Raw genomic sequence first — 21,300 nt, 5'->3', positions numbered from 1 at the left:
CCGGGGGCCAGGCGCCCCCTTTCCCTCTATTTGACCAGCAATTCGCCCTGCAGCGGCGTGACGACGGATTTGGGCATGCTGACGATAAAACTGCTGCCCTTGTCGGCCACGGACTGGATGGCCAGCGTGCCGCCATGGCGCAGCAGCACGTGCTTGACGATGGCCAGGCCCAGGCCCGTGCCCTGGGTTTCGCGCGAACGGCTCTTGTCGACGCGGTAGAAACGTTCCGTCAGGCGCGAGATATGCTCCTGGCTGATGCCGATGCCCGTATCCTGCGCGATGAATTGCGGTCCGGCCGGGCCGTCCTGCCAGCGCAGGGTGATGGTGCCGCCGGCCGGCGTGTAGCGCACGGCGTTCGAGGCCAGGTTGCCGAAGGCGCTGTACAGCTCGTCGTAGCTGCCCAGCACGTCGGGACCGTTGCATTCCATCTTGATGTCATGCTTGCCTGCCGACAAGCCCTTGGCGTCGCGCAAGACTTGCTGCATGAGCTTTTTGATGTCCACCGGCTCGGGGCGCAGCGGATAGTCAACCGATTCCAGGCGCGACAGGGTCAGCATGTCCTCGATCAGGTGCTGCATGCGGTGGCCCTGCTCCGTCATCAGCTTGATATGGGCGGCGCGCGTGGCGGCGTCCAGGTCCAGCTCGGTGGAAGCGATTTCCAGGAAGCCGACGATGACCGTCAGCGGCGTGCGCAATTCGTGCGAGGCGTTGGCGATGAAGTCGCGGCGCATCATTTCGATGCGTTCCGTCTCCGTCACGTCGTGCGTAACGAGGATCTGGCGGCGGTTTTCAAACGGGATGATCTGCACGATCAGCTTGCGGTTGCGGAAAGTGATCGTCAGCGGCTGGTCGTAGCGGCCCAGGATGATGTAATCCATGAACTCGGGGCTGCGGATCAGGTTCGTGACGCGCATGCCCTTGTCGCGCTCGTGCGTGAGGCCCAGGTGCTTCTCGGCGGCCGGGTTGCACCATTCGAGGAACAGCACGTCGTCCATGATGACGACGCCGTCCGGCAGCAGATGCATGGCCTGGCGGAAACGCGCCAGCCATTCCGTCAGCTCGGCCTGGTTTTTCTCGTCATCGCGGCGCATGCGGTACAGGCGCGCGAAAATGCTGGTCCAGGCGCCCCAGCCGTCGGGCAGCTTGGCGCTTTCCGGGTTGTCCAGCCAGTTACTCAGCTGAAACAGATACGACAGTTGCACGAACACCATCATGGCCATCAGCACGAAGGCGATGCCCAGCGCATAGATGGCGCCAAACAGGTACCACACCACCGCCACGCCCACCAGCGCCAGCACCATGCGCAGTGCGGCTGGCACCCAGAACAGCAATTTCGGATTCATAGAGTGAGGCTTTACTTTTCAGACAACATGTAGCCGACGCTGCGCACGGTCTTGATCAGGCTTTCCGCCTCTTTCAAGGCTTTGCGCAAGCGCAATACGTGGACATCGACCGTGCGTTCCTCGATCACCACATGGTCGCCCCACACCTTGTCGAGCAGCTGGCTGCGCGAAAACACGCGCTCCGGGTGGGCCAGCAGGAATTTCAGCAGCTTGTATTCGGCGTGGCCGATATCGATCTTCTGTTCATCCATCATCACCGTGCAGCTGACGGGGTCCAGCGCCACGTTGCCGGCGCGCATGGGCGCCTGCGCGTGTTCCGGACTCTTGCGTCGCAACAAGGCCTTGGCCCGGGCCAGCAGTTCGCGCGGCGAGAACGGCTTGGTGACGTAGTCGTCGGCGCCGCTGTTCAGGCCGGCCAGCTTGTCTTCTTCCATGCTCTTGGCGGTGAGCATGATGACGGGAATCGATGCGAAATTGCGGTCGGCGCGGATGCGCGACAGCAGGCGCAAGCCCGTCTGATCCGGCAACATCCAGTCCAGCAGGATCAGATGCGGCGTGCGGTGCTGGATGAATTCCCAGGCATCGGCGACGTTTTGTACGGAACAGCAATTCCAGCCCGATTCGCGCAGCGAATAGGTCACCAGTTCAACGATGGCCGGCTCATCTTCAACAATCAATACCGTGGTTTTATCAGATGCCATAAAGCTTACTCAGGGAGCTCCTCGGAAATGGCGGGAGCAGCCACCTTGGTGTGGCGGATGTCCTTGCCTTCAACCACGTAAATCACGTATTCGGCGATGTTTTTTGCATGGTCGCCGATCCGTTCGATGGCCTTGGCCACCCACAGGGTATCGAGCGCCGCCGAAATCGTGCGCGGGTCTTCCATCATAAAGGTAATCAGGTTGCGCATGATAGACCGAAACTCGTGGTCGATGATGGCATCTTGTGCAATTAATTGTAAGGCCAGCTTGCCATCGTTGCGGGCAAACGCGTCGAGCGCGTCATGCAGCATGTCGGTGGCCGTGTTGGCGATGCCGCGCACCATTTCGTAATGGTTGACGACGCCGTTGCCGCGCTTGTGCAGATTCTTCGCCACGCGGGCGATTTTCGTCGCCTCGTCGCCTACGCGCTCAAGGTCGGTAATCACCTTGATGGTGGCCATGATGGTGCGCAAATCGTTGGCGGCCGGCTGGCGGCGCACGATCAGGTGGCTGCAGGCGTCGTCGAGCGACACTTCCAGCTGGTTGACGACGTCGTCTTCGCGCATCACGCGGTCGGCACGCTCGGCATTGCCGATGCGAAAGCACGTCATCGCGTCGAGGAACTGGGTTTCAACGATGCCGCCCATCAGGAGCACTTTCGAGCGGATCGCTTCGAGTTCGTTGTCGTATTGCTTGGATGAATGTTCGCCTAACATGCTGTCTCTCCGTATTCAGTTGTCTTGTATGTTGCCATGCGGGATGGATCAGCCGAAGCGGCCCGTGATGTAATCCTGCGTTTCCTTGCGAGCCGGATTCATGAAGATCTGGTCCGTTTCGCCGAATTCCACCAGTTCGCCCAGGTACATATAGGCAGTGTAATCGGAGCAGCGCGCCGCCTGCTGCATGTTGTGCGTCACGATGGCGATCGTGTAATCCTGCTTCAGTTCGCTGATCAGCTCTTCCACCTTCGACGTCGAGATGGGGTCCAGCGCCGAGGTCGGCTCATCGAGCAGCAGCACGTCCGGCTTCACGGCCACGCCGCGCGCGATGCACAGGCGCTGCTGCTGGCCGCCCGACAGCGACAGGCCGCTCTTGGACAGCTTGTCCTTGACTTCGCCCCACAGCGCGGCCTTTTTCAGGGCCCACTCGACGCGCTCGTCCATCTCGCCTTTCGACAGGTCTTCATACAGGCGCACGCCGAAGGCGATGTTGTCGTAGACGGACATGGGGAACGGCGTCGGCTTCTGGAACACCATGCCGACCTTGGCGCGCAGCATGTTGACGTCCTGGTCGGCGTCGAGCACGTTGCGGCCGCGGTACAGGATGGAACCTTCCGCGCGCTGGCCAGGATACAGGTCATACATGCGGTTCAGGGTGCGCAGCAGGGTTGATTTACCGCAACCGGACGGGCCGATGAAGGCGGTAACCTTCTTCTCGTGGATGTCCAGGTTGACGTTATGCAAGCTTTGCGTTTTGCCGTAAAAAAAGTTCAGGCCCGAAATCTCGATGGTTTTTTTCTTTGGCGCCAGGTCTTGGGCTGGATTCATTTGCGTATTCATATGGGTTCGCTTCGCTCGGTATCTGTTTAATTAGGGACTTTTTGGCTGAACACGGTGCGCGACAGGATATTCAAGGCCAGCACGCTGAAGGTGATCAGCAGTGCGCCGCCCCAGGCCAGCGAGCGCCAGTTGTCGTACGGGCTCATGGCGAACGAGGCGATGACGGACGGCAAGTTGGCCATCGGCGCATTCATGTTAAAACTTTGGAACTGGTTATTCAGGGCCGTGAACAGCAGCGGCGCCGTTTCGCCGGCGATGCGGGCCAGGGCCAGCAGCACGCCCGTGATGACGCCGGCCTTGACGGCGCGCAAGCGCACCAGGGTAGCGACCTTCCAGCGCGGCGCGCCGAGGGCAAACGCGGCCTCCAGCAGGCTGTTCGGCACCAGGCGCAGCATATTGTCCGTCGTGCGCACCACCACCGGCACGGCGATCAGGGACAGGGCGATGGCGCCGGCGTAACCGGAAAAGTGTTTGACGTGGGCCACGTACAGCGCATACACGAACAGGCCGATGACGATCGATGGCGCCGACAGCATGATGTCCGTCACGAAGCGCGTCACTTGCGCCAGCTTGTTCTCTTCGCCGTATTCGGCCAGGTAGATGCCGGCCAGGATGCCGATCGGCGTGCTGACCAGCGTCGCCAGGCCCACCATCAGGGCGCTGCCGACGATGGCATTGATCAGGCCGCCGCCTTCGCTGCCGGGCGCCGGCGTCGTTTGCGTGAACAGGTCGACGGACAGGGCGCCGAAGCCCTTGATCACCAGGGTGAACAAAATCCACACGAGCACGGCCAGGCCCAGGGCCATGGCGGCCACCGACAGGGCGATGCCGACGCGGTGCATCAGCAGGCGCTTGCGGTAGACGGGATTCATGGCCGGCTTGGCCGGGGCTTCGGTGCTGACTTGGCTGAGTTGGCTCATTTCGTGCCTTCCTTGCGGGACATGCCGGCCAGCATCAGCTTGGCGGCGGATAAGACGATAAAGGTGATGACGAACAGGATCAGCGCCAGCGAGAACAGCGACGATACGTGCAGCGGCGATTGCGCTTCGCCAAATTCGTTGGCCAGCAGCGAGGTGATGCTGTTACCGGCGGCAAACAGCGACCACGACAGTTTATTCGCGTTGCCGATGACGAAGGTCACGGCCATGGTCTCGCCCAGCGCGCGGCCCAGGCCCAGCATGACGCCGCCGACGACGCCAGTCTTGGTGTATGGCAAGACAATCTTGCGCACCACTTCCCAGCGCGTGCAGCCCAGGCCGTAAGCCGATTCCTTCAGCACGGCGGGAACGATCTCGAACACGTCGCGCATCACGGAAGCGATGAAGGGGATGATCATGATGGCCAGCACCAGGCCGGCCGTCAGCAAGCCGATGCCCATCATGGGGCCGCTGAACAGGGGGCCGATGAAGGGCACGTTGCCCAGCGTGGCTTTCAGGACGGGCTGGACGTGGTCGGCAAACAGGGGCGCGAAGACAAACAGGCCCCAGATGCCGTAGATGATCGATGGCACGCCGGCCAGCAGCTCGACAGCCGTGCCCAGCGGGCGGCGCAGCCAGGCCGGGCAAATTTCCGTGAGGAACAAGGCAATGCCGAAGCTGACGGGAAAGGCGATCAGCAGGGCGATCACCGACGTCACCAGGGTGCCGATGATGGGGATCAGGGCGCCGTACTGGTCATTGACGGGATCCCACTCGGCCGACACGATGAAATGCAGGCCGAAGGTCTTGAAGGCCGGGATCGACTCCATGATCAGCGAAATGATGATACCGACCAGGACGATCAGCACCGACAGGGCGAACAGCATCGTCACCTTGTGGAACAGGAAATCCTGGATGCGCTGCTTGCGCATGGTGGAAAGCATTTGCGCGTGACTGATGGAATCGGTCATGGTGCCGCCTGGCATGGGGATCGTGGAGGAGGTAGATTGTGCGCTCATATTGTGCCAGATGTGGGTGGTACTGCCGGTACTACTGTTTGCAGCTGCTGCTGTTGTTGTTAACTCTTGTTTTATTGTTGCTTCTTAGCCAGGACCGCCTGCAAGGGCTTGCGGGCGGTCCTGGCTAACTCCCTGCCCCGCCGTGCTGCTGGCGGGGCAAGGACATTCTTGCTTGAATAAACCGTAGCGAGCGGCAACTAGTTGTGACTGAGAAGCGGAGCTGTGCTTTAGCACAGTGAGCATCGCAGGCCGCAAATAGCGCCGCGCAGTAGGTTTATTAGTAGATCGACTTGCCGGAAGCATCTTTCAGATTGGCTTTCCACGATTCCTGCACCAGTTTCACGACCGATGCCGGCATCGGCACGTAGTCCAGTTCAACGGCAGCAGGGCCGCCGCTCTTGTAGGCCCAGTCGAAGAATTTCAGGACTTCTTTTGCCTTGGCTGCGTCAGCCTGGACTTTGTGCATCAGGATGAACGACACGCCGGTGATAGGCCAGCTGTTCTTGCCAGCCTGGTCGGTCAGGACCACGCCGAAGCCTGGGGTTTGCGTCCAGGGTGCCGAAGCGGCGGCTGCCTTGAAGTTTTCGTCGTCAGGCTGCAGGAAATTGCCGTCCTTGTTTTGCAGCTGGGTGTGCGACATCTTGTTTTTCTTGGCGTAAGCCCACTCGACGTAGCCGATCGAACCCTTGATACGCTGTACGTTGGCGGCGACGCCTTCGTTACCCTTGCCGCCCACGCCCACGGCCCATTTCACGGCCGAACCGGCGCCGATCTTCGATTTGAATTCCGGGTTGGTTTTCGACAGGAAGTCGGTGAACAGGAACGATGTGCCCGAACCGTCGGCGCGGTGCACCACGGTGATTTCCGTGTCCGGCAGCTTGACGCCGCTGTTCAGGGCGGCGATCTCAGGCGCGCTCCATTTGGTGATCTTGCCCAGGTAGATGTCGCCAACGACCTTGCCCGTCATTTTCAGCTGGCCCGGGGTCACGCCGTCCAGGTTGACGATGGTGACGACGCCGCCCATGATGGCCGGGAACTGCATCAGGCCAGCTTCTTCCAGCTCTTCCGCCTTCAAAGGCATGTCCGAAGCGCCGAATTCAACAGTCTTGGCCTTGATTTGCTTGATGCCGGCGCCGGAACCGACGGACTGGTAGTTCAGGCCGTTGCCCGTGTTGGCTTTGTACGTCTCAGCCCATTTGGCGTAGATCGGGTACGGGAAGGTTGCACCAGCACCTGTCATATCTGCCGCCATGACGGAAGCGGAAGAAAATGCCATCGCTGCCGAAGCACCCACGACGATAAATTTGAACATTTGCTTCATTTGCATATCAAGTCCTCAGGGTTGTTAGGGCTCAAAGTCCCGGTTGAATGCTGCGCAGTCTAGCAAGCGAATATGACAGCTTTATGACATGCTGAAAAAATCCTGAAATATTTGCCTACGCCCGGGAAACAGCTCTTTTCGACGGGAAAAATGACATCCGGAACAGTGTTATATGACAGCCGATGTCACGCTTACGTCATATTTCATGATTACACTCACAGCGCGTCATACAATGAGAAATACGGCTAGAATTAACTATCTGCAAAGACAAAAGAATATGAAACCTGAACTGCACACGGAAGTGACCAAATCGGGCATCCTGCTTGACCGCGAGCTGTCGCAACTGACTTTCAACCGGCGCGTGATGGCGCAGGCGGAAGACCCAGGCATTCCCCTGCTCGAGCGCCTGCGCTACCTGTGCATCGTCAGCAGCAATATGGATGAGTTCTTCGAGGTGCGCGTGGCCAGCCTGCTGGCGGCCGGCAGCATCGGCGGTTCGCTGGCCGGCCACCCTGCCCTGGCGGCCAACCTGGAACGCATCGGCAAGGAATGCCATGCGCTGGTCGAACGCCAGTATGAGATATTAAACAGCGAAGTCTTGCCGGCCCTGCGTGAAGCGGGCGTGCATTTGCTGCGCGACAGCGACCGCAACGAGGCGCAACGCGCCTGGGTCAAGCAGTATTTCGACCGCGAAGTGCGCCCCCTGCTGACCCCGATCGGCCTGGACCCGGCCCACCCGTTCCCGCAAGTGGTGAATAAAAGCCTCAATTTCATCGTTTCGCTGAGCGGCAAGGATGCCTTCGGGCGCGGCACGGCCATCGCCATCGTCAAGGCGCCCCGCGTCTTGCCGCGTGTCATCAAGTTGCCAGACGACATATCCGGTGACGGCGTGTCCTTTTGTTTGTTGTCTTCCGTCATCCATGCGCACATCTCGGACCTGTTCGCCGGGCGCGAAGTCATTGCGTATTCGCAATTCCGCGTCACGCGCGACAGCGACCTGTGGGTGGACGAGGATGAAGTCAAGAATCTGCGCCAGGCCCTGAAGGGCGAACTCGTGGGCCGCCAGTTCGGCACCTCGGTGCGCCTGGAAGTGGCGCGCAATTGTCCACCTGAATTGTCACAGTTCCTGCTCGACCAGTTTAATCTGGATCAAAGCCGCCTCTACCGCGTCAACGGCCCCGTGAACCTGGTGCGCCTGTCGGAAATGATCGACCACGTCAAGCAGCCCGAACTGCGCTTCCCGCCCTTCTTCCCCGGCCTGGCCCATAAAGCCATCGGCAACGACATCTTTGCCGCCCTGAACAAGCACGACATCCTGCTGCACCATCCCTATCAGTCGTTCCAGACGGTCATCGACTTCATCCGCAGCGCCGCCTACGACCCGTCCGTCGTGGCCATCAAGCAGACGATCTACCGCACCGGCATGAATTCGGACCTGATGGAGTCGCTCATCACGGCGGCGAAGATGGGCAAGGAAGTGACGGTCATCGTGGAATTGATGGCGCGTTTCGACGAAGAAGCCAATATCAACTGGGCCGACAAGCTGGAACAGGCTGGCGCGCAAGTCGTGTACGGCGTGGTGGGCCTGAAAACCCACGCGAAGGTGGCGCTCGTCATCCGCCGCGAGGAAGGCGCGCTGCGCTTCTACGCCCACTTGGGCACCGGCAACTATCACCCCACGACCACCAAGCTGTACACGGATTTTGGCTTGCTGACGGCCAACCAGGACCTGGCCGTGGAAGTGAACGAAGTGTTCATCCACCTGACCAGCCTGACCAAGCCGCACAATCTGAACCATCTATGGCTGGCGCCGTTCGGCCTGCAAAGCGAGATCATCAAGGCCATCCGCAACGAGGCGAAGATCGCCCGTTCGGGCCGGCGCGGGCGCATCATCGTGAAAGTCAACGCGCTGGTCGATGAATCCGTGATCCGCGCCCTGTATGCGGCCTCGACCGACGGCGTGAAGATCGACCTGATCGTGCGCGGCGCCTGCACCCTGAAGCCGGGCGTGCCGGGCCTGTCGGAAAACATCAAGGTGCGCTCCGTGATCGGCCGCTTCCTCGAGCACAGCCGCATTTATTATTTCCGCAACGACCTGGCGCACGATGTCTACCTGGCCAGCGCCGACTGGATGAGCCGCAACCTGTTCCGCAGGGTGGAGGTGGCCTTCCCCGTGCTGGACCGGGCGCTGAAGCGGCGCGTGATCGCCGAGGGCCTCAATCCGTATTTGAAGGATAATACAAATGCATGGGAACTGGAGCCGACGGGCCACTACGCGCGCCGCAAGCCGCGCGGCAAGCAAAGTCCGTTCAGCGCCCAGCAATACCTGATGCACACACTGGGCACGCCGGGCGCGGAGGTCGGCGAATAGACAGCTTTCGACTTTCAACACAGAGGAGTACAACATGGACCTCATCTTGTGGCGACACGCAGAAGCCGAGCCGGGCATCCCCGACCTGGAACGCGCACTGACAGTCAAAGGGCAGAAACAGGCACGCCGCATGGGTGAGTGGCTGGCTTCGCAATTGCCGGAAAATTGCCGCATCCTCGTCAGCCCCGCCCTGCGCACCTTGCAGACGGCCGAGGCGCTGGGGCGCAAGTTCAAGCTGATGCCCGAACTGGCGCCCGGCGCCGAGGCGGAAGACATCCTGAAGGCGGCCAACTGGCCCGGCGGCAAGGAAAGCGTGCTCATCGTCGGCCACCAGCCCACGCTGGGCCAGGCCGCCGCCCTGCTGCTGACGGGCGACGAACAGGAATGGGAAATGCGCAAGGCCAGCGCGTGGTGGTTCTCCCAGCGCGAGCCAGGCGACCCCGTCAGCGTCTATCTGAAGGCCGTGATGGCGCATGATCTGGTGGTGAAATAGTAAAACAGGGAAATGCCCGAGGCCAGCGCAGAATGGACAGGTTTTCGCAACGCGAGCCAGGCGACCCCGTCAGCGTCTATCTGAAGGCCGTGATGGCGCATGACCTGGTGGTGAAATAAGGAAAATGCGCAAACAGTGCGCTGGGACAAATACTGGTAGGAATTACAACTCGGCAGCCTTGTAAAGCGCTGCCGATCTGCTAGAGTTTAATTGCATCAACTACGTGCCCGAGCACCGCTCCGGCACATTGAGCAACCCAGCGGACGGCCGTCCAACGGCGGCTGAAAGACCATGTTAATCACCTTCCTCGTTTTTCTCTTCATCGCCATCTTCGCCGCCATCATCGGCTTCGTCGCCTTTGAACTGGTCGAAGAAATGCGCGGCAGCCACCATAAGCTGATGGACCGCTACCACGAGTAGCGCTCACTTCGGCACTATCGCATGGCGCCAGCGACGGCCTACCGGCCCGTCCCTCGCGCCATCCTTGTATCTCCCGACAAAACTTACTGCGCGTCGCGATTTGCAATCTGCGATACTCACTGCCTCGGCGGCCCCGTGCAGAGCACAGTTCCGCTTCTCGATCACGACTCCCTGCCGCTCGCTACCGTTTTGTAGGGAGCTAGTATCTCAAACTCCCGTCTTGAACTTCGTATAGATGCGCGTCATCAGGCGGCGGATGTCGGCCGTGGTCGCTTCCGGCGCGGCCATGCGCTGCTTGTCGGCGTCCGACAGGAAGATGGCCTTGTTCTCGCCGATATCCTTGCGCACGTACTTGATGCTGGCGGGGTTCGGGTTCGCGTAGAACACCTTGTTGCTCAGGCTGGCATGTACTTGCGGGCGCAGGATGTAGTTGATGAACAGGTGCGCATTGTTCGGATGGGGCGCGTCGGCGGGGATGGCCATGGTGTCGAACATCAGGGCGGCCGTCTTCGGCACCAGCACCTGGATCACATTGCCGTTTTTCGCATCGATGGCGCGCTGGCGCGCGATATTGATGTCGCCCGACCAGCCCAGCGCGACGCAGACGGAACCGTTGGCCATGTCGTTGATGTAGCCGGACGAGCTGAACAAGGTCACGTAGGGACGGATCGCTTGCAGCACCTTGCCCGCTTCCTGGTAGTCGGCGGCCGCTTTCGAGTACGCAGGCTTGCCCAGGTATTGCAGGGCGGCCGGCAGCACTTCGGACGGCGAGTCGAGGAAGGACACGCCGCACGATTTCAGCTTGGCCGCGTACTTCGGGTCGAACACCAGGTCCCAGGCGTTGTCGGGCATGGCCATGCCGCCCAGCGCCGCCTTGACCTTGTTGACGTTGATGCCGACCGTCGTGTAGCCCCACAGCCAGTCGACCAGGTAATCGTTGTTCGGGTCGATCTTCGACAGCTTGGCCTGCAGGTGGGGGTCGAGGTTGCCCAGGTTCGTCAGCTTGCTCTTGTCGAGCTTGCGCAGCAGGCCCGCGTCGATCTGCAGGCGCGCCCACTGGGCCGTCGGCACGACGATGTCGTAGCCGGACTTGCCCGCCACCAATTTCGCATTGAGGATTTCGTTGTTATCGAAAACATCATAGCGTACCTTGATGCCGGTTTCCTTCTCAAAATTCTTGATCGTATCGTCGCCGATATAGTCCGACCAGTTGTAGATGTTCAGGACCTTCTCTTCCTGAGCCTGAGCTTGAGCAGACAATGCCAGCATAGCCGCCGCCAAGGTCAGTCCCAGTCCAATGCGCCGTCCTGCTTGCCATGTGTTTGCCATCGTACCGCCTCCGAAAATTAGTCAGAAAATAGTGACGATGATAGCAAGAAGGGCGGCATCAGGTCTAGCCTGATACCGCCCTGCCTGAGGACGTCTAACAAAACCTACTGCGCGTTGCGCTTTGCGGCCTGCGATGCTCACCGTACTAAAGTACGGTTGCGCTTCTCAGCCACAAATCACTGCCGCTCGCTACGGGTTTGTTAGACGTCGCTCTTCCTCACTGCAAATGCCGTGAAATTGGGGTCAGACCCGACGCGGGAAGCTGCCCCGATGGGGGGAGCTTCCAATCCCGCAGGAACTGACCAGCCAACATTACACCTTGTCCAGCGCCACCTGCGCCCCCGTAAACACGAGGTTGCCGTTCTGGGCGTCGATGCGGATCTCGTCTTTCGGGCCGAAGCGGCCTTCGAGGATCAGCTTCGACAGCGGATTTTCGATCTGCTGCTGGATCGCCCGTTTCAAAGGACGCGCGCCATACACCGGGTCGTAGCCCGCTTCGGCGATTTGCTGCAGTGCAGCGTCCGTCAGGCTCAGCTGCATGTCCATGCGCTCCAGGCGTTCTTCGAGAATTTTGAGCTGGATCTTCGCGATCGCGCCGATGTTTTTCTCGTCGAGGCCGTGGAACACGACGATTTCGTCGATACGGTTGACGAACTCGGGGCGGAAGTGCGCGCGCACCTCGGCCATCACGGCCAGCTTCACGACACCGGGATCATCGCTTTCCATCGCCTGGATCTTGTGCGAACCGAGGTTCGAGGTCATGATGATGACGGTATTCTTGAAGTCCACCGTGCGGCCCTGGCCGTCCGTCATGCGTCCGTCGTCGAGCACCTGCAGCAGCACGTTGAAGACGTCGGCATGCGCCTTTTCCACTTCGTCGAGCAAAATCACGCTGTACGGCTTGCGGCGCACGGCTTCCGTCAGGTAGCCGCCCTCGTCGTAGCCCACATAGCCGGGCGGCGCGCCGATCAGGCGGGCCACGGAATGCTTCTCCATGAACTCGCTCATGTCGATGCGGATCATCGATTCTTCCGTATCGAACAGGAAGGTCGCCAGCGCCTTGCTCAGCTCGGTTTTACCGACGCCCGTCGGTCCCAGGAACATGAAGGAACCATACGGCCGGTTCGGGTCGGCGAGGCCGGCGCGCGAGCGGCGGATGGCGTCGGCCACGGCCGTGATCGCTTCATCCTGGCCCACGACGCGCTCATGCAGCTTCTCTTCGATGTGCAGCAGCTTGTCGCGCTCGCCCTGCATCATGCGCGACACGGGAATGCCCGTCGCGCGCGACACCACTTCGGCGATTTCCTCGGCGCCCACTTCCGTGCGCAGCAGCTTCGGCTGGTCAGGATCGAGCTTCGGCATGCCGCTGTCGGCTTGCCTGAGCTGGGCTTCCAGCTGCGGCAGCTTGCCGTATTGCAATTCCGACACTTTCTGCCAGTTGCTTTCGCGCGTGGCCTGCTCCATCTGCAGCTTGACTTGCTCGATCTCTTCCTTGATGTGCGTGCTGCCCTGCACCACGGCTTTTTCCGCCTTCAGGATTTCCTCGAAGTCATTGTATTCACGCTGCAGCTTGACGATCTCTTCCTCGATCAGGGCGAGCCGGCGCAACGATGCTTCGTCTTTTTCCTTCTTGACGGCTTCGCGCTCGATCTTGAGCTGGATCAATCGACGTTCCAGCTTGTCCATCACTTCCGGCTTGGAATCGATCTCGATCTTGATCTTCGCCGCCGCTTCATCGATCAGGTCGATGGCCTTGTCCGGCAGGAAGCGGTCCGTGATGTAGCGGTGCGACAATTCCGCCGCGGCAATGATGGCCGCATCCGTGATTTCCACCTTGTGATGCAGCGCGTATTTATCCTGCAAGCCGCGCAGGATGGCGATGGTCGCTTCCACGGTAGGCTCGTCGACGAGCACTTTCTGGAAGCGGCGTTCCAGCGCCGCATCCTTCTCGATGTACTTGCGGTACTCGTCGAGCGTGGTTGCGCCCACGCAATGCAGCTCGCCGCGCGCCAGCGCCGGTTTGAGCATATTGCCGGCATCCATCGCGCCTTCGGCCTTGCCCGCGCCCACCATGGTGTGCATTTCATCGATGAAGACGATGGTTTGCCCTTCATCCATGGCCAGTTCCTTCAGCACGGATTTCAGGCGCTCCTCGAATTCGCCGCGGAATTTCGCGCCGGCCAGCAAGGCGGCCATGTCCAGCGAGAGTACGCGCTTGCCTTTCAGCGATTCGGGCACTTCGCCGTTGACGATGCGCTGCGCCAGGCCTTCGACGATGGCCGTCTTGCCCACGCCCGGTTCGCCGATCAGCACGGGATTGTTCTTGCTGCGGCGCTGCAGGATCTGGATGGTGCGGCGGATTTCATCGTCGCGGCCGATCACGGGGTCGAGCTTGCCCTTGCGCGCCCGCTCCGTCAGGTCCAAGGTGTATTTTTTCAGGGCTTCGCGCTGGCCTTCGGCCTCTTGCGAGTCGACCTTGTTGCCGCCGCGCACGGCGTCGATGGCCGCTTCCAGGGCCTTGCGGGTCAGGCCGTTTTCGCGCGCCAGCTTGCCGCAGTCGGACTTGTCGTCCGTCATGGCCAGCAAGACCATTTCGCTGGACACGAACTGGTCGCCCGCCTTTTGCGATTCCTTGTCGGCCAGGTTCAGCAGGGCCACGAATTCGCGGCTCACCTGCACGTCGCCGCCCGTGCCTGACACTTTCGGCAAGCGTTCGATCGAGGCGCCCAGGGCCTTGGACAAGCCGCCCACGTTGACGCCGGCCCGCTGTAACAGCGAGCGGGCGCCGCCGTCGTCCTGGTTCAACAGGGCCGTCAGCAGGTGGACTGGTTCGATATAGGGATTGTCGTTGCCCACGGCCAAGCTTTGCGCATCGGCCAGGGCTTCCTGTAACTTGGTGGTCAGTTTATCTTGTCGCATGAAAAGCGCTCCCGGTTAATTAGTTGTTAACCAAATTGGGGTGAGGCAGTACTTTTCAAGCATACACAAAGCAGAAAACCGCTGCATTTTGGCAAATGCTGGCGTGCGCGGCAGATACAACTCAAACGGGGCTGGCTTTTACGGCCCATTTGTCCAGGGCCGTCTCGTCGCTGTCGCGCGCATCGACCCAGCGCGCCCCTTCGGGCGTGTCTTCCTTCTTCCAGAACGGCGCTTCCGTCTTCAGGTAATCGATGATGAATTCGCAGGCGGCAAAGGCCTCGCCCCGATGGGCCGACGAGACGGCCACCAGCACGATCTGCTCCTGCGGCAGCAAGGGCCCCACGCGGTGGATCACCAGCGCGCCGGACAGGGGCCAGCGACCGCGCGCCTGCTCCACGATGGCTACAATGGACTTTTCCGTCATGCCCGGATAGTGCTCGAGCTCCATGGCAGCCACGTCCAGCCCCTCGTTCATGTCGCGCACCGTGCCGACGAAGCCGACGACGGCGCCCACCTTGGGGTTTCCTGCACGCAATTGTGCGATTTCTTGACTGAGGTCAAAATCAGCTTGCTGGACGCGGACGGTAGTGCTCATTTGGCGTTGCCTCCTATGCGGCGCAGCAGGGTTTCGATGCGGCTGGCCGTGCGCGCATCGGTCAGCGCGGCAATCGCGCACAGCTGCATCAGCTGCGACACTTGCGTGAGCGGCTTCTGGCCCGATTTCAGCGACGATTGCAGTACTTCCACCTGCATCTTCAGGCGGTCGCGGGCAAATTCGGCGCCGCTGTCGACGCCGGCGACGATTTCCAGGCGCAACACCTCAGCGAGCAAGCGCTCCTGGTTGGCCTGCAATTGCTGCACGTAGGCGGCGCTGCCCTCGCCCAGCGCCGCCTGGGCCGCGGCAAAGCGCTGCTGCAGGCTGCGTTCGTACTGGGCGTCGAGCGGCGGCAAGGCGCTCCAGCGCTCGGACCACGCTTGCGCGTCGGCGCCGGCGTCGCCATCGGCCAGTGCCGCTTCCAGCGCCTGCGCCAGGCGCAGCTTGTCGCGCAAGGCGTTGGCCTGGGCCGCGCCCGCGCGCTCGGCGATGGCGTCCGCCTGCGCTTGCACGCCGGCAACAGCTGCCTGGTAGCGCTGCTCGATCTTCGCTTCGCTGGCGCGCGGCACGGGGCCGGTGGCGTTCCAGGCGGCGCGCGTGTCGCGCAGCAAGTGATGGATGTAGGCGCTGCGGGCCTTGTCGTCGCCGTCCGGAACGACAGCCGTTTCCAGCGCGGCGCACAGGGCTTCGCGCGCATGCAGGTGTTCGCGGCGCTCGTGGTCGGCCGCGTGGGCCGTTTCCTTGCGCCTGGCGAAGATGTCGTCGCAGGCGGCGCGGAAACGCTGCCACAGCGCCTGTTCCGCGCGGCGTTCCAGCGGCAGGGCCTTGGCCAGCTCCTGCCACTTGTCCTGCAAGGCTTTGAGCATGTCGACCGTGTTGCGCTCCGATGGCTTGAGCAGACCCACTTCGACGATCAATTGTTCGCGGCGCGCCGTCTCGATCTGGCGCTGCGTTTCCAGCGGTTTTGACAGGGCGTCCAGCGCGGCGCCGAACTCCGCATCGAGGCGTTTCTTTTCCTTGCGGTCGATGGTGCCCAGGCGCGTCCACGCCTGGCGCAAGCGCTGCGCGCTTGACGCGACATGTTTCCAGTCGGTACTCTCTTCGGCCGCCAGGGCCACCGTTTCCGCGATCAGTTCCTGGGCCTTGGCCGCATTGCCGTGGCGCTCTTCCGCCAATTGTTTGAAATGCAAGGCCGCCGGCGCGTACGCCACGCTGCAGGCCGCGTCGAAACGCTCCCACAGGGATTTCGGTGCGGGACCGGACAAGGTGTCGAGCGACTTCCAGCGCTCGCGCAGGCTGCCCACTTTCTTGGCCAGCTCGGCCATGGGAAGCTGCTGCGCCGGCAATTCCTCGCCCGCCTTGACCAGTTCTTCGCGCGACACGTTGCCGCCCCAGCGCGCCCAGTCGGCCAGTTGCTTGAATTGCGCGCGCACATGCGCCAGGCGGTCGGACTGGGCCGGCGTCAAGCGGCCATGTTTGCTGTCGCGCAAAGTCTTGTCATGCTCGGAAGCCAGGTGCAGCAAGCCGTCCTGCAGGGCCGCTTCCATGGCGTCGAGGGTCTTGAAGAATTGTTCGTGCGCTTCTTTCGACAGCGGCGCCTGCTCCTGGCGCGGCTTGCGCGGCGCCGCTTCGGCATGCACCGGCGTGTCCGCGGCCGCGGCCGCGACGACGGGCGCCGGCGCGCTGGCCAGCACGGCCGCAAATTGCAGCTGCAGGCTGTCCGACAGCGGCGATTCGGGCAGGCGCGGCAAGGCTTGCCATGCGCGTTTCAGCACATCGGCGTCCAGCGTGGCGGCGTCCTGCGCCTGCCATTCCGCCAGCGCGGCCTGGCGCGCATCGAACACGGCCTGGTGCTGCTGCAGCGCCTGCAAGGCGGACTGCGCCTGTTCACGCGCTTGCGTAAAGTCAAGTTCCAGGTGTTTCGGCAGCGAGCCGCGCTCGGGCGATTGCGCATGCTGCGCATGTTCCGCGTCCAGGCGGGCCAGCGACAGCGCCAGCTCTTCGGCGGACTGGCCATTGCTGGCCAGCGCGCGCGCGGCGGCGACGGCGTCGATCACGGCGCGCTGCAGCACCACTTGCGCTTCCAGGCGGGCGGCCAGCGCGGCGCGCGCGGCGGCAAAGGCAGTGGCCAGCTCGGGCGTGGCCTTGATGACCTGCCATTGACGGTCCAGTTCGGCTACCTGGTTGGGACTGAGCTTGTCATCGTTCAACAGGCGCTGCGCCGTGGCGATGCTGGCCTGGGCCCGCTGTGTCTCGGCCGCCTGGTGGCGGATCAGGTCCATACGGCCCTGCATCAGCTTGGCGACGCGGCGGTCCGTATTGCGCATGGCGTGGTGGACTTTTTCCAGCAGGGGCAAGGTATGGACGTGTTCAGCGGCGATCAGGCGGGCATCGGCAAATTCGCTGGCAATAATGAATTCAAAGGCGGCGGCTTCGTCGCCCGCCACGGCATGGGCACGCGCCACCTGTTCGGCGCGGCGCGATGCGCTCTGCGCCGAGGCGGCGGCCTGTTCTGCCACGACAGGGTCTGGTGCGGAAGGCTTGCTGGCAGAACGCTTGAAAAGAAATTCGAACATGACGGGTTTCGCGTGGATCAAAACCACCATCATAACAAAGCCCGGGGTATTGCATCGGACGGGTCTGTGCAAGTTACCAAATGACTAACGCCGGATTTCTCCTATGACAGTACCAGCGCAGCGCCAGCCCGGCGCCGGCGCAAAACCAGGGACGGCGCCACGGCGCAAACGCCACGGCGGGGTGTGCGCTCGCTCCTGCTCAAGCCTGCGCGCGCAGCGGCTGCGCCACGGCAGGCACCGCGGCGGCATCGGCGGCATCGGCGTTGTCAGCCCTACCGCCAGGCGTTCCCGGTCCGGGCAACGGCGCTGGCAAAACAAAGGGCAGCACTTGCGCCTTGCCGCGGCGCGCCTCCTGTGCGCGCGCATCGTGGGCCAGGAATTGATAGGCGATGGCAAACCACGCTTCGCCCACGATAACCTTGCGGGCCAGGGCGAACAGTTCGCGCTCCTCTTTTTCCAGGCGCTGCAGCAAGGCCGTGCAAAAGACGTCGATGGCCGCGCACAGCTGCCCGGCCTGCAGCTCGGACGTGTCGATGGCGGCGCCCGCGCGCTGCTGCACGACATTGATGCTTTCCAGCGCCGCGTGGTTCAAGCCGTTCAACTCATTGAGCAAGCCGTCGGCATGCGGCGTGGCCTGGCGGATGGCGGGAATCAGGTACATTTCCACCTTGCGCCAGTAGCCGCCCTGATACAGGCGGCTCAGCCAGTCGGCCGCGTATTGCAGCTGCGCCAGGTTCAGCTGACTCTGCTGGCGCAGCTGCGCATGCATGTATTTTTGAAAAGCTAACAAGCTCATGCGGATGCTGGCCTGTTCCACCGACAGGGAAACCAATATGTATGTTGCCGTAAGCATGCACTCACTCCCGAAAACGCGCTGGATGTATGATCCTGGAAGTGAAAGTGTAAAGACTACCAACAGGGCCGGGTTTGATCCTGCACAAACCCTCGGCGGGCTGCGCGCATTTTTCAGCGCGGCGGCCGCAAGCCGATATGCAGGTTGACCACGCCCGGTTCTTCCGACGGCGTGACCTCGCCGCCAAAGCTTTTCACCAGCCGCTGCATGCCCTTGTTGCGCGCCATCGCCTCGCCCACCAGCGCTTCCGTGCCGCGGCTGCGGAAGTAGTCGACCAGCTTCTCGAACAAGATGTGCCCGAGTCCCTTGCCCTTCAGGGCCGAGCGCACGGCGATGGCGAAATCGGCGTGGATATTGTCCGGGTCGGCCACGGCGCGCACCACGCCCAGGGTTTCCGGCTTGCCGTCCGGCCCCGTGTGCGTGGCGATGAAGGCCATGGCGCGGTCGTAATCGATCTGCGTCAGGCGCGCCAGCTGCGACACGGGCAGCTCGCGCATGGAGGTAAAAAAGCGCAGGCGCACGTCGTCCGGGTCCAGCGCGTGGAACAGGTCCATGTGCTGCGGCGCGTCCTCGGGACGGATGGGACGCAGCAGAATCGGCTGCGCCATCCACGTCACCTGCTCTTCCAGCTCCTGCGGATACGGGCGGATGGCCAGGCGGTCGCTCTTCTGGCCCGGCTGCAGACGGATGCGCGCGTCGAGGGCGATCACGCCGTCCGCGTCGGCCACCAGCGGGTTGATGTCGAGTTCGGCCAGCTCGCCGATGTCGGCCACCAGTTCGGCCACCTGGATCAGCGTGTAGCAGATGGCGTCGATGTCGGCCGGCGGCTGGTTGCGGTAGCCGGCCAGCAGTTTCGACACGCGCGTGCGCGCCAGCATGTCGCGCGCCAGCACCATGTTCAGCGGCGGCAGGCCGATGGCGTGATCGGCCGTCACTTCCACGGCGATGCCGCCCTGCCCCACCAGGATCACGGGGCCGAAGGCGGCGTCCGTCGTGACGCCGACGATCAGTTCATGCGACTGCGGCCGGCGCGCCATCTGCTGCACGGTAAAACCGTCGATCAGCGCGTCGGGACGCATGCGCCGCACGCGCTTCTCCATGGCGGCGGCGGCAGTGCGCAGGATGTCGGGCGTGTCGAGGTCGAGCGCCACGCCGCCCACGTCGGATTTATGGGCGATGTCGGGCGAATGGATCTTCAGCGCGACGGGATAGCCGATGTCCGCCGCCACGGCCAGCGCCGCTTCCACGTCGGCCGCCATGCGCGTGGTGGCCACGGGAATGCCGTAGGCGGCCAGAATCTCCTTCGAGCGGCATTCGCCGAGCACCGTCTGGCCGGCGGCCAGCGCGGCGGCGACGATTTCGCGCACCCTGGCGCGGCGCGGCGTGGCCGACATGGGCAGCTGCGCCGGCACCTGCATCAGGGTTTCCTGGTTGCGCCGGTACTGCACGATCTGCATGAAGCCATGCACGGCTTTTTCCGGCGTGTCGTAGGTGGGGATGCCGGCGCGATTAAAAACCTGGCGCGCGGGCGCCACGGTAGTGCCGCCCAACAGGCACGACAGCACCGTGCGCGAGGTGGCCTTGATCAGCGGCGTGACGGCTTCGGCGATGTCGATCGACGAAACCATGGCCGTGGGCGCGTGCAGCAGCAGCAGGGCGTCCGCCTGCGGCTCGTCGAGCAGGGGCACGATGGCGTCGGCGTAGCGCTGCACGGCCGCGTCGCCGGGCAGACCGACGGGGTTGTCATGCGACCAGCCCCTTGGCAAGGCCTTTTCCAGGGCGATCACGGTGTCGGGCGACAGTTCGGCCAGCTTGCCGCCGCTGCCCACCAGCGCATCGGTGGCCATCACGCCCAGGCCGCCGCCGTTGCACAGGATCGCCAGGCGCTCGCCGCGCTGCGAGCGGATGTGCGTGAGCGTTTCCACGGCGTCGAAGAGCTCTTCGGCCGAATACACGCGCAGCATGCCGGCGCGGCGGATGGCCGCGTCGTACACGGCGTCCGAGCCGGCCAGCGCGCCCGTATGCCAGGCCGCCATGGCCGCGCCTTCCGCCTCGCGTCCCGCCTTCAGCACGATGACGGGCTTGCTGCGCGCGGCTGCGCGGGCCGCCGACATGAATTTGCGCGCCGCCTGGATGTCTTCCATGTACAGCAGGATGGCGGCCGTGTCGACGTCGCCGGCCAGGTAGTCGAGCAGGTCGCCAAAATCGATGTCGTAGCTGCCGCCCAGCGAAATGAACTTGGAAAAGCCCACGCCGTGCGCATTGGCCCAGTCGAGCACGCCGGACACCAGCGCCCCCGACTGCGACACGAAGGCGATCTTGCCCTTGCTCGCGCCCAGGTGGGCGAAGCTGGCGTTCAAGCCCAGTTGCGGCACCAGCAAGCCCATGCTGTTGGGGCCGAGGATGCGCAGCAGATGCGGTTTCGCCGCCTTCAGCATGGCCAGGCGCAGCGACTGCTCGCGCACGGGGTCGAGGCCCGACGTCATGACGATGACGGCGCGCGTGCCCAGCGCCCCCAGCTCGCGGATCAGGGCCGTGATGGTGGCCGGCGGCGTGCAGATGATAGCCAGGTCCGGCGCCTTGGGCAAGTGCGCCAGCTTGCGGTAGCATTTCAGGCCCATCAGCTCGTCGTACTTGGGATTGACGGGCCAGATGTCTCCCTGGTAGCCGCCGCCCAGCAGGTTGTACAGGGCGATGGCGCCCGGCTTGCGTTCGCGCGCCGTGGCGCCGACCAGGGCCACCGAGGCCGGCTTGAACAGCTTGTCGAGATTACGGATACTCATGTTCTGGCCTCATGGATTGCCGGAGCGGGATTGCCGGAGTGGCTGCGCCAGTGTATAGGATGCATTGCCAAAAAAATTTGACTTTGCAAAGCGTTTCACGA

General features: G+C 62.8%; 16 protein-coding genes. 3 read left to right on the top strand and 13 right to left on the bottom strand.

Annotated elements, in window-relative coordinates; genetic code table 11:
• Positions 1-26 precede the first annotated feature (26 nt).
• From phoR to pstS, 7 genes are all read right to left on the bottom strand, one after another.
• A complete protein-coding gene (gene phoR, locus CBW50_RS18975; protein WP_086146996.1) occupies positions 27-1,343 on the bottom strand; it encodes a phosphate regulon sensor histidine kinase PhoR in 1,317 nt (438 codons plus the stop codon).
• 11 nt (positions 1,344-1,354) lie between these two features.
• Positions 1,355-2,044 (bottom strand): response regulator, encoded by a 690-nt coding sequence (locus CBW50_RS18970; RefSeq protein ID WP_076570863.1) that lies wholly within the window; start codon positions 2,042-2,044, stop codon positions 1,355-1,357.
• Between the two features lie 5 nt (positions 2,045-2,049).
• Positions 2,050-2,760: a phosphate signaling complex protein PhoU gene (gene phoU / locus CBW50_RS18965; protein WP_076570862.1), complete on the bottom strand. Its 711-nt coding sequence runs from the start codon at positions 2,758-2,760 to the stop codon at positions 2,050-2,052.
• Positions 2,761-2,808: 48 nt separating this feature from the next.
• Positions 2,809-3,603 (bottom strand): phosphate ABC transporter ATP-binding protein PstB, encoded by a 795-nt coding sequence (gene pstB, locus CBW50_RS18960; protein WP_029496304.1) that lies wholly within the window; start codon positions 3,601-3,603, stop codon positions 2,809-2,811.
• 26 nt (positions 3,604-3,629) lie between these two features.
• Positions 3,630-4,523: a phosphate ABC transporter permease PstA gene (pstA, locus tag CBW50_RS18955; protein WP_086146995.1), complete on the bottom strand. Its 894-nt coding sequence runs from the start codon at positions 4,521-4,523 to the stop codon at positions 3,630-3,632.
• Positions 4,520-5,491 carry a phosphate ABC transporter permease subunit PstC gene (gene pstC / locus CBW50_RS18950; protein ID WP_226936433.1) on the bottom strand — a complete coding sequence of 324 codons (972 nt, stop codon included), beginning with the start codon at positions 5,489-5,491 and terminating at the stop codon, positions 4,520-4,522. Before pstC ends, pstA begins: the two co-directional genes overlap by 4 nt.
• Positions 5,492-5,816: 325 nt before the next feature.
• Positions 5,817-6,866 (bottom strand): phosphate ABC transporter substrate-binding protein PstS, encoded by a 1,050-nt coding sequence (gene pstS / locus CBW50_RS18945; protein WP_086146993.1) that lies wholly within the window; start codon positions 6,864-6,866, stop codon positions 5,817-5,819.
• A 271-nt stretch (positions 6,867-7,137) separates the two neighbouring features.
• Here pstS and ppk1 point away from each other — a divergent pair, with 271 nt between their 5' ends.
• The 3 genes from ppk1 (at position 7,138) to CBW50_RS30215 (ending at position 10,144) form a co-directional block, all read left to right on the top strand.
• Positions 7,138-9,231, top strand: a complete 2,094-nt coding sequence (gene ppk1, locus CBW50_RS18940) for a polyphosphate kinase 1 (protein ID WP_086146992.1) — start codon at positions 7,138-7,140, stop codon at positions 9,229-9,231.
• A gap of 34 nt (positions 9,232-9,265) precedes the next feature.
• A complete protein-coding gene (gene sixA / locus CBW50_RS18935) occupies positions 9,266-9,724 on the top strand; it encodes a phosphohistidine phosphatase SixA (protein ID WP_086146991.1) in 459 nt (152 codons plus the stop codon).
• Between the two features lie 291 nt (positions 9,725-10,015).
• Positions 10,016-10,144, top strand: a complete 129-nt coding sequence (locus CBW50_RS30215; RefSeq protein WP_256267160.1) for a hypothetical protein — start codon at positions 10,016-10,018, stop codon at positions 10,142-10,144.
• Positions 10,145-10,351: 207 nt separating this feature from the next.
• On the opposite strand, the gene CBW50_RS18930 is transcribed toward CBW50_RS30215, so the two are convergent.
• The 6 genes from CBW50_RS18930 to CBW50_RS18905 form a co-directional block, all read right to left on the bottom strand.
• On the bottom strand, positions 10,352-11,413 hold the full coding sequence (locus tag CBW50_RS18930) for a polyamine ABC transporter substrate-binding protein (protein ID WP_226936431.1): 1,062 nt from the start codon (positions 11,411-11,413) through the stop codon (positions 10,352-10,354).
• Positions 11,414-11,785: 372 nt separating this feature from the next.
• Positions 11,786-14,392 carry an ATP-dependent chaperone ClpB gene (gene clpB / locus CBW50_RS18925; RefSeq protein ID WP_086146989.1) on the bottom strand — a complete coding sequence of 869 codons (2,607 nt, stop codon included), beginning with the start codon at positions 14,390-14,392 and terminating at the stop codon, positions 11,786-11,788.
• A 121-nt stretch (positions 14,393-14,513) separates the two neighbouring features.
• Positions 14,514-14,987, bottom strand: a complete 474-nt coding sequence (gene moaE, locus CBW50_RS18920; RefSeq protein ID WP_086146988.1) for a molybdopterin synthase catalytic subunit MoaE — start codon at positions 14,985-14,987, stop codon at positions 14,514-14,516.
• Positions 14,984-17,563: a DUF349 domain-containing protein gene (locus CBW50_RS18915; protein ID WP_086147011.1), complete on the bottom strand. Its 2,580-nt coding sequence runs from the start codon at positions 17,561-17,563 to the stop codon at positions 14,984-14,986. Before CBW50_RS18915 ends, moaE begins: the two co-directional genes overlap by 4 nt.
• A 199-nt stretch (positions 17,564-17,762) precedes the next feature.
• A complete protein-coding gene (locus CBW50_RS18910) occupies positions 17,763-18,416 on the bottom strand; it encodes a hypothetical protein (protein WP_139842571.1) in 654 nt (217 codons plus the stop codon).
• Between the two features lie 113 nt (positions 18,417-18,529).
• Positions 18,530-21,199: a bifunctional acetate--CoA ligase family protein/GNAT family N-acetyltransferase gene (locus CBW50_RS18905; protein ID WP_172404816.1), complete on the bottom strand. Its 2,670-nt coding sequence runs from the start codon at positions 21,197-21,199 to the stop codon at positions 18,530-18,532.
• Between the last annotated feature and the right edge of the window lie 101 nt (positions 21,200-21,300).

Origin of the sequence: Janthinobacterium sp. GW458P (assembly GCF_002127585.1) — a bacterium.
GTDB lineage: Bacteria > Pseudomonadota > Gammaproteobacteria > Burkholderiales > Burkholderiaceae_D > Janthinobacterium.
The sequence above is the reverse complement of the archived record's forward strand: the minus strand, read 5'-3'. Positions and strand labels throughout refer to the sequence as shown.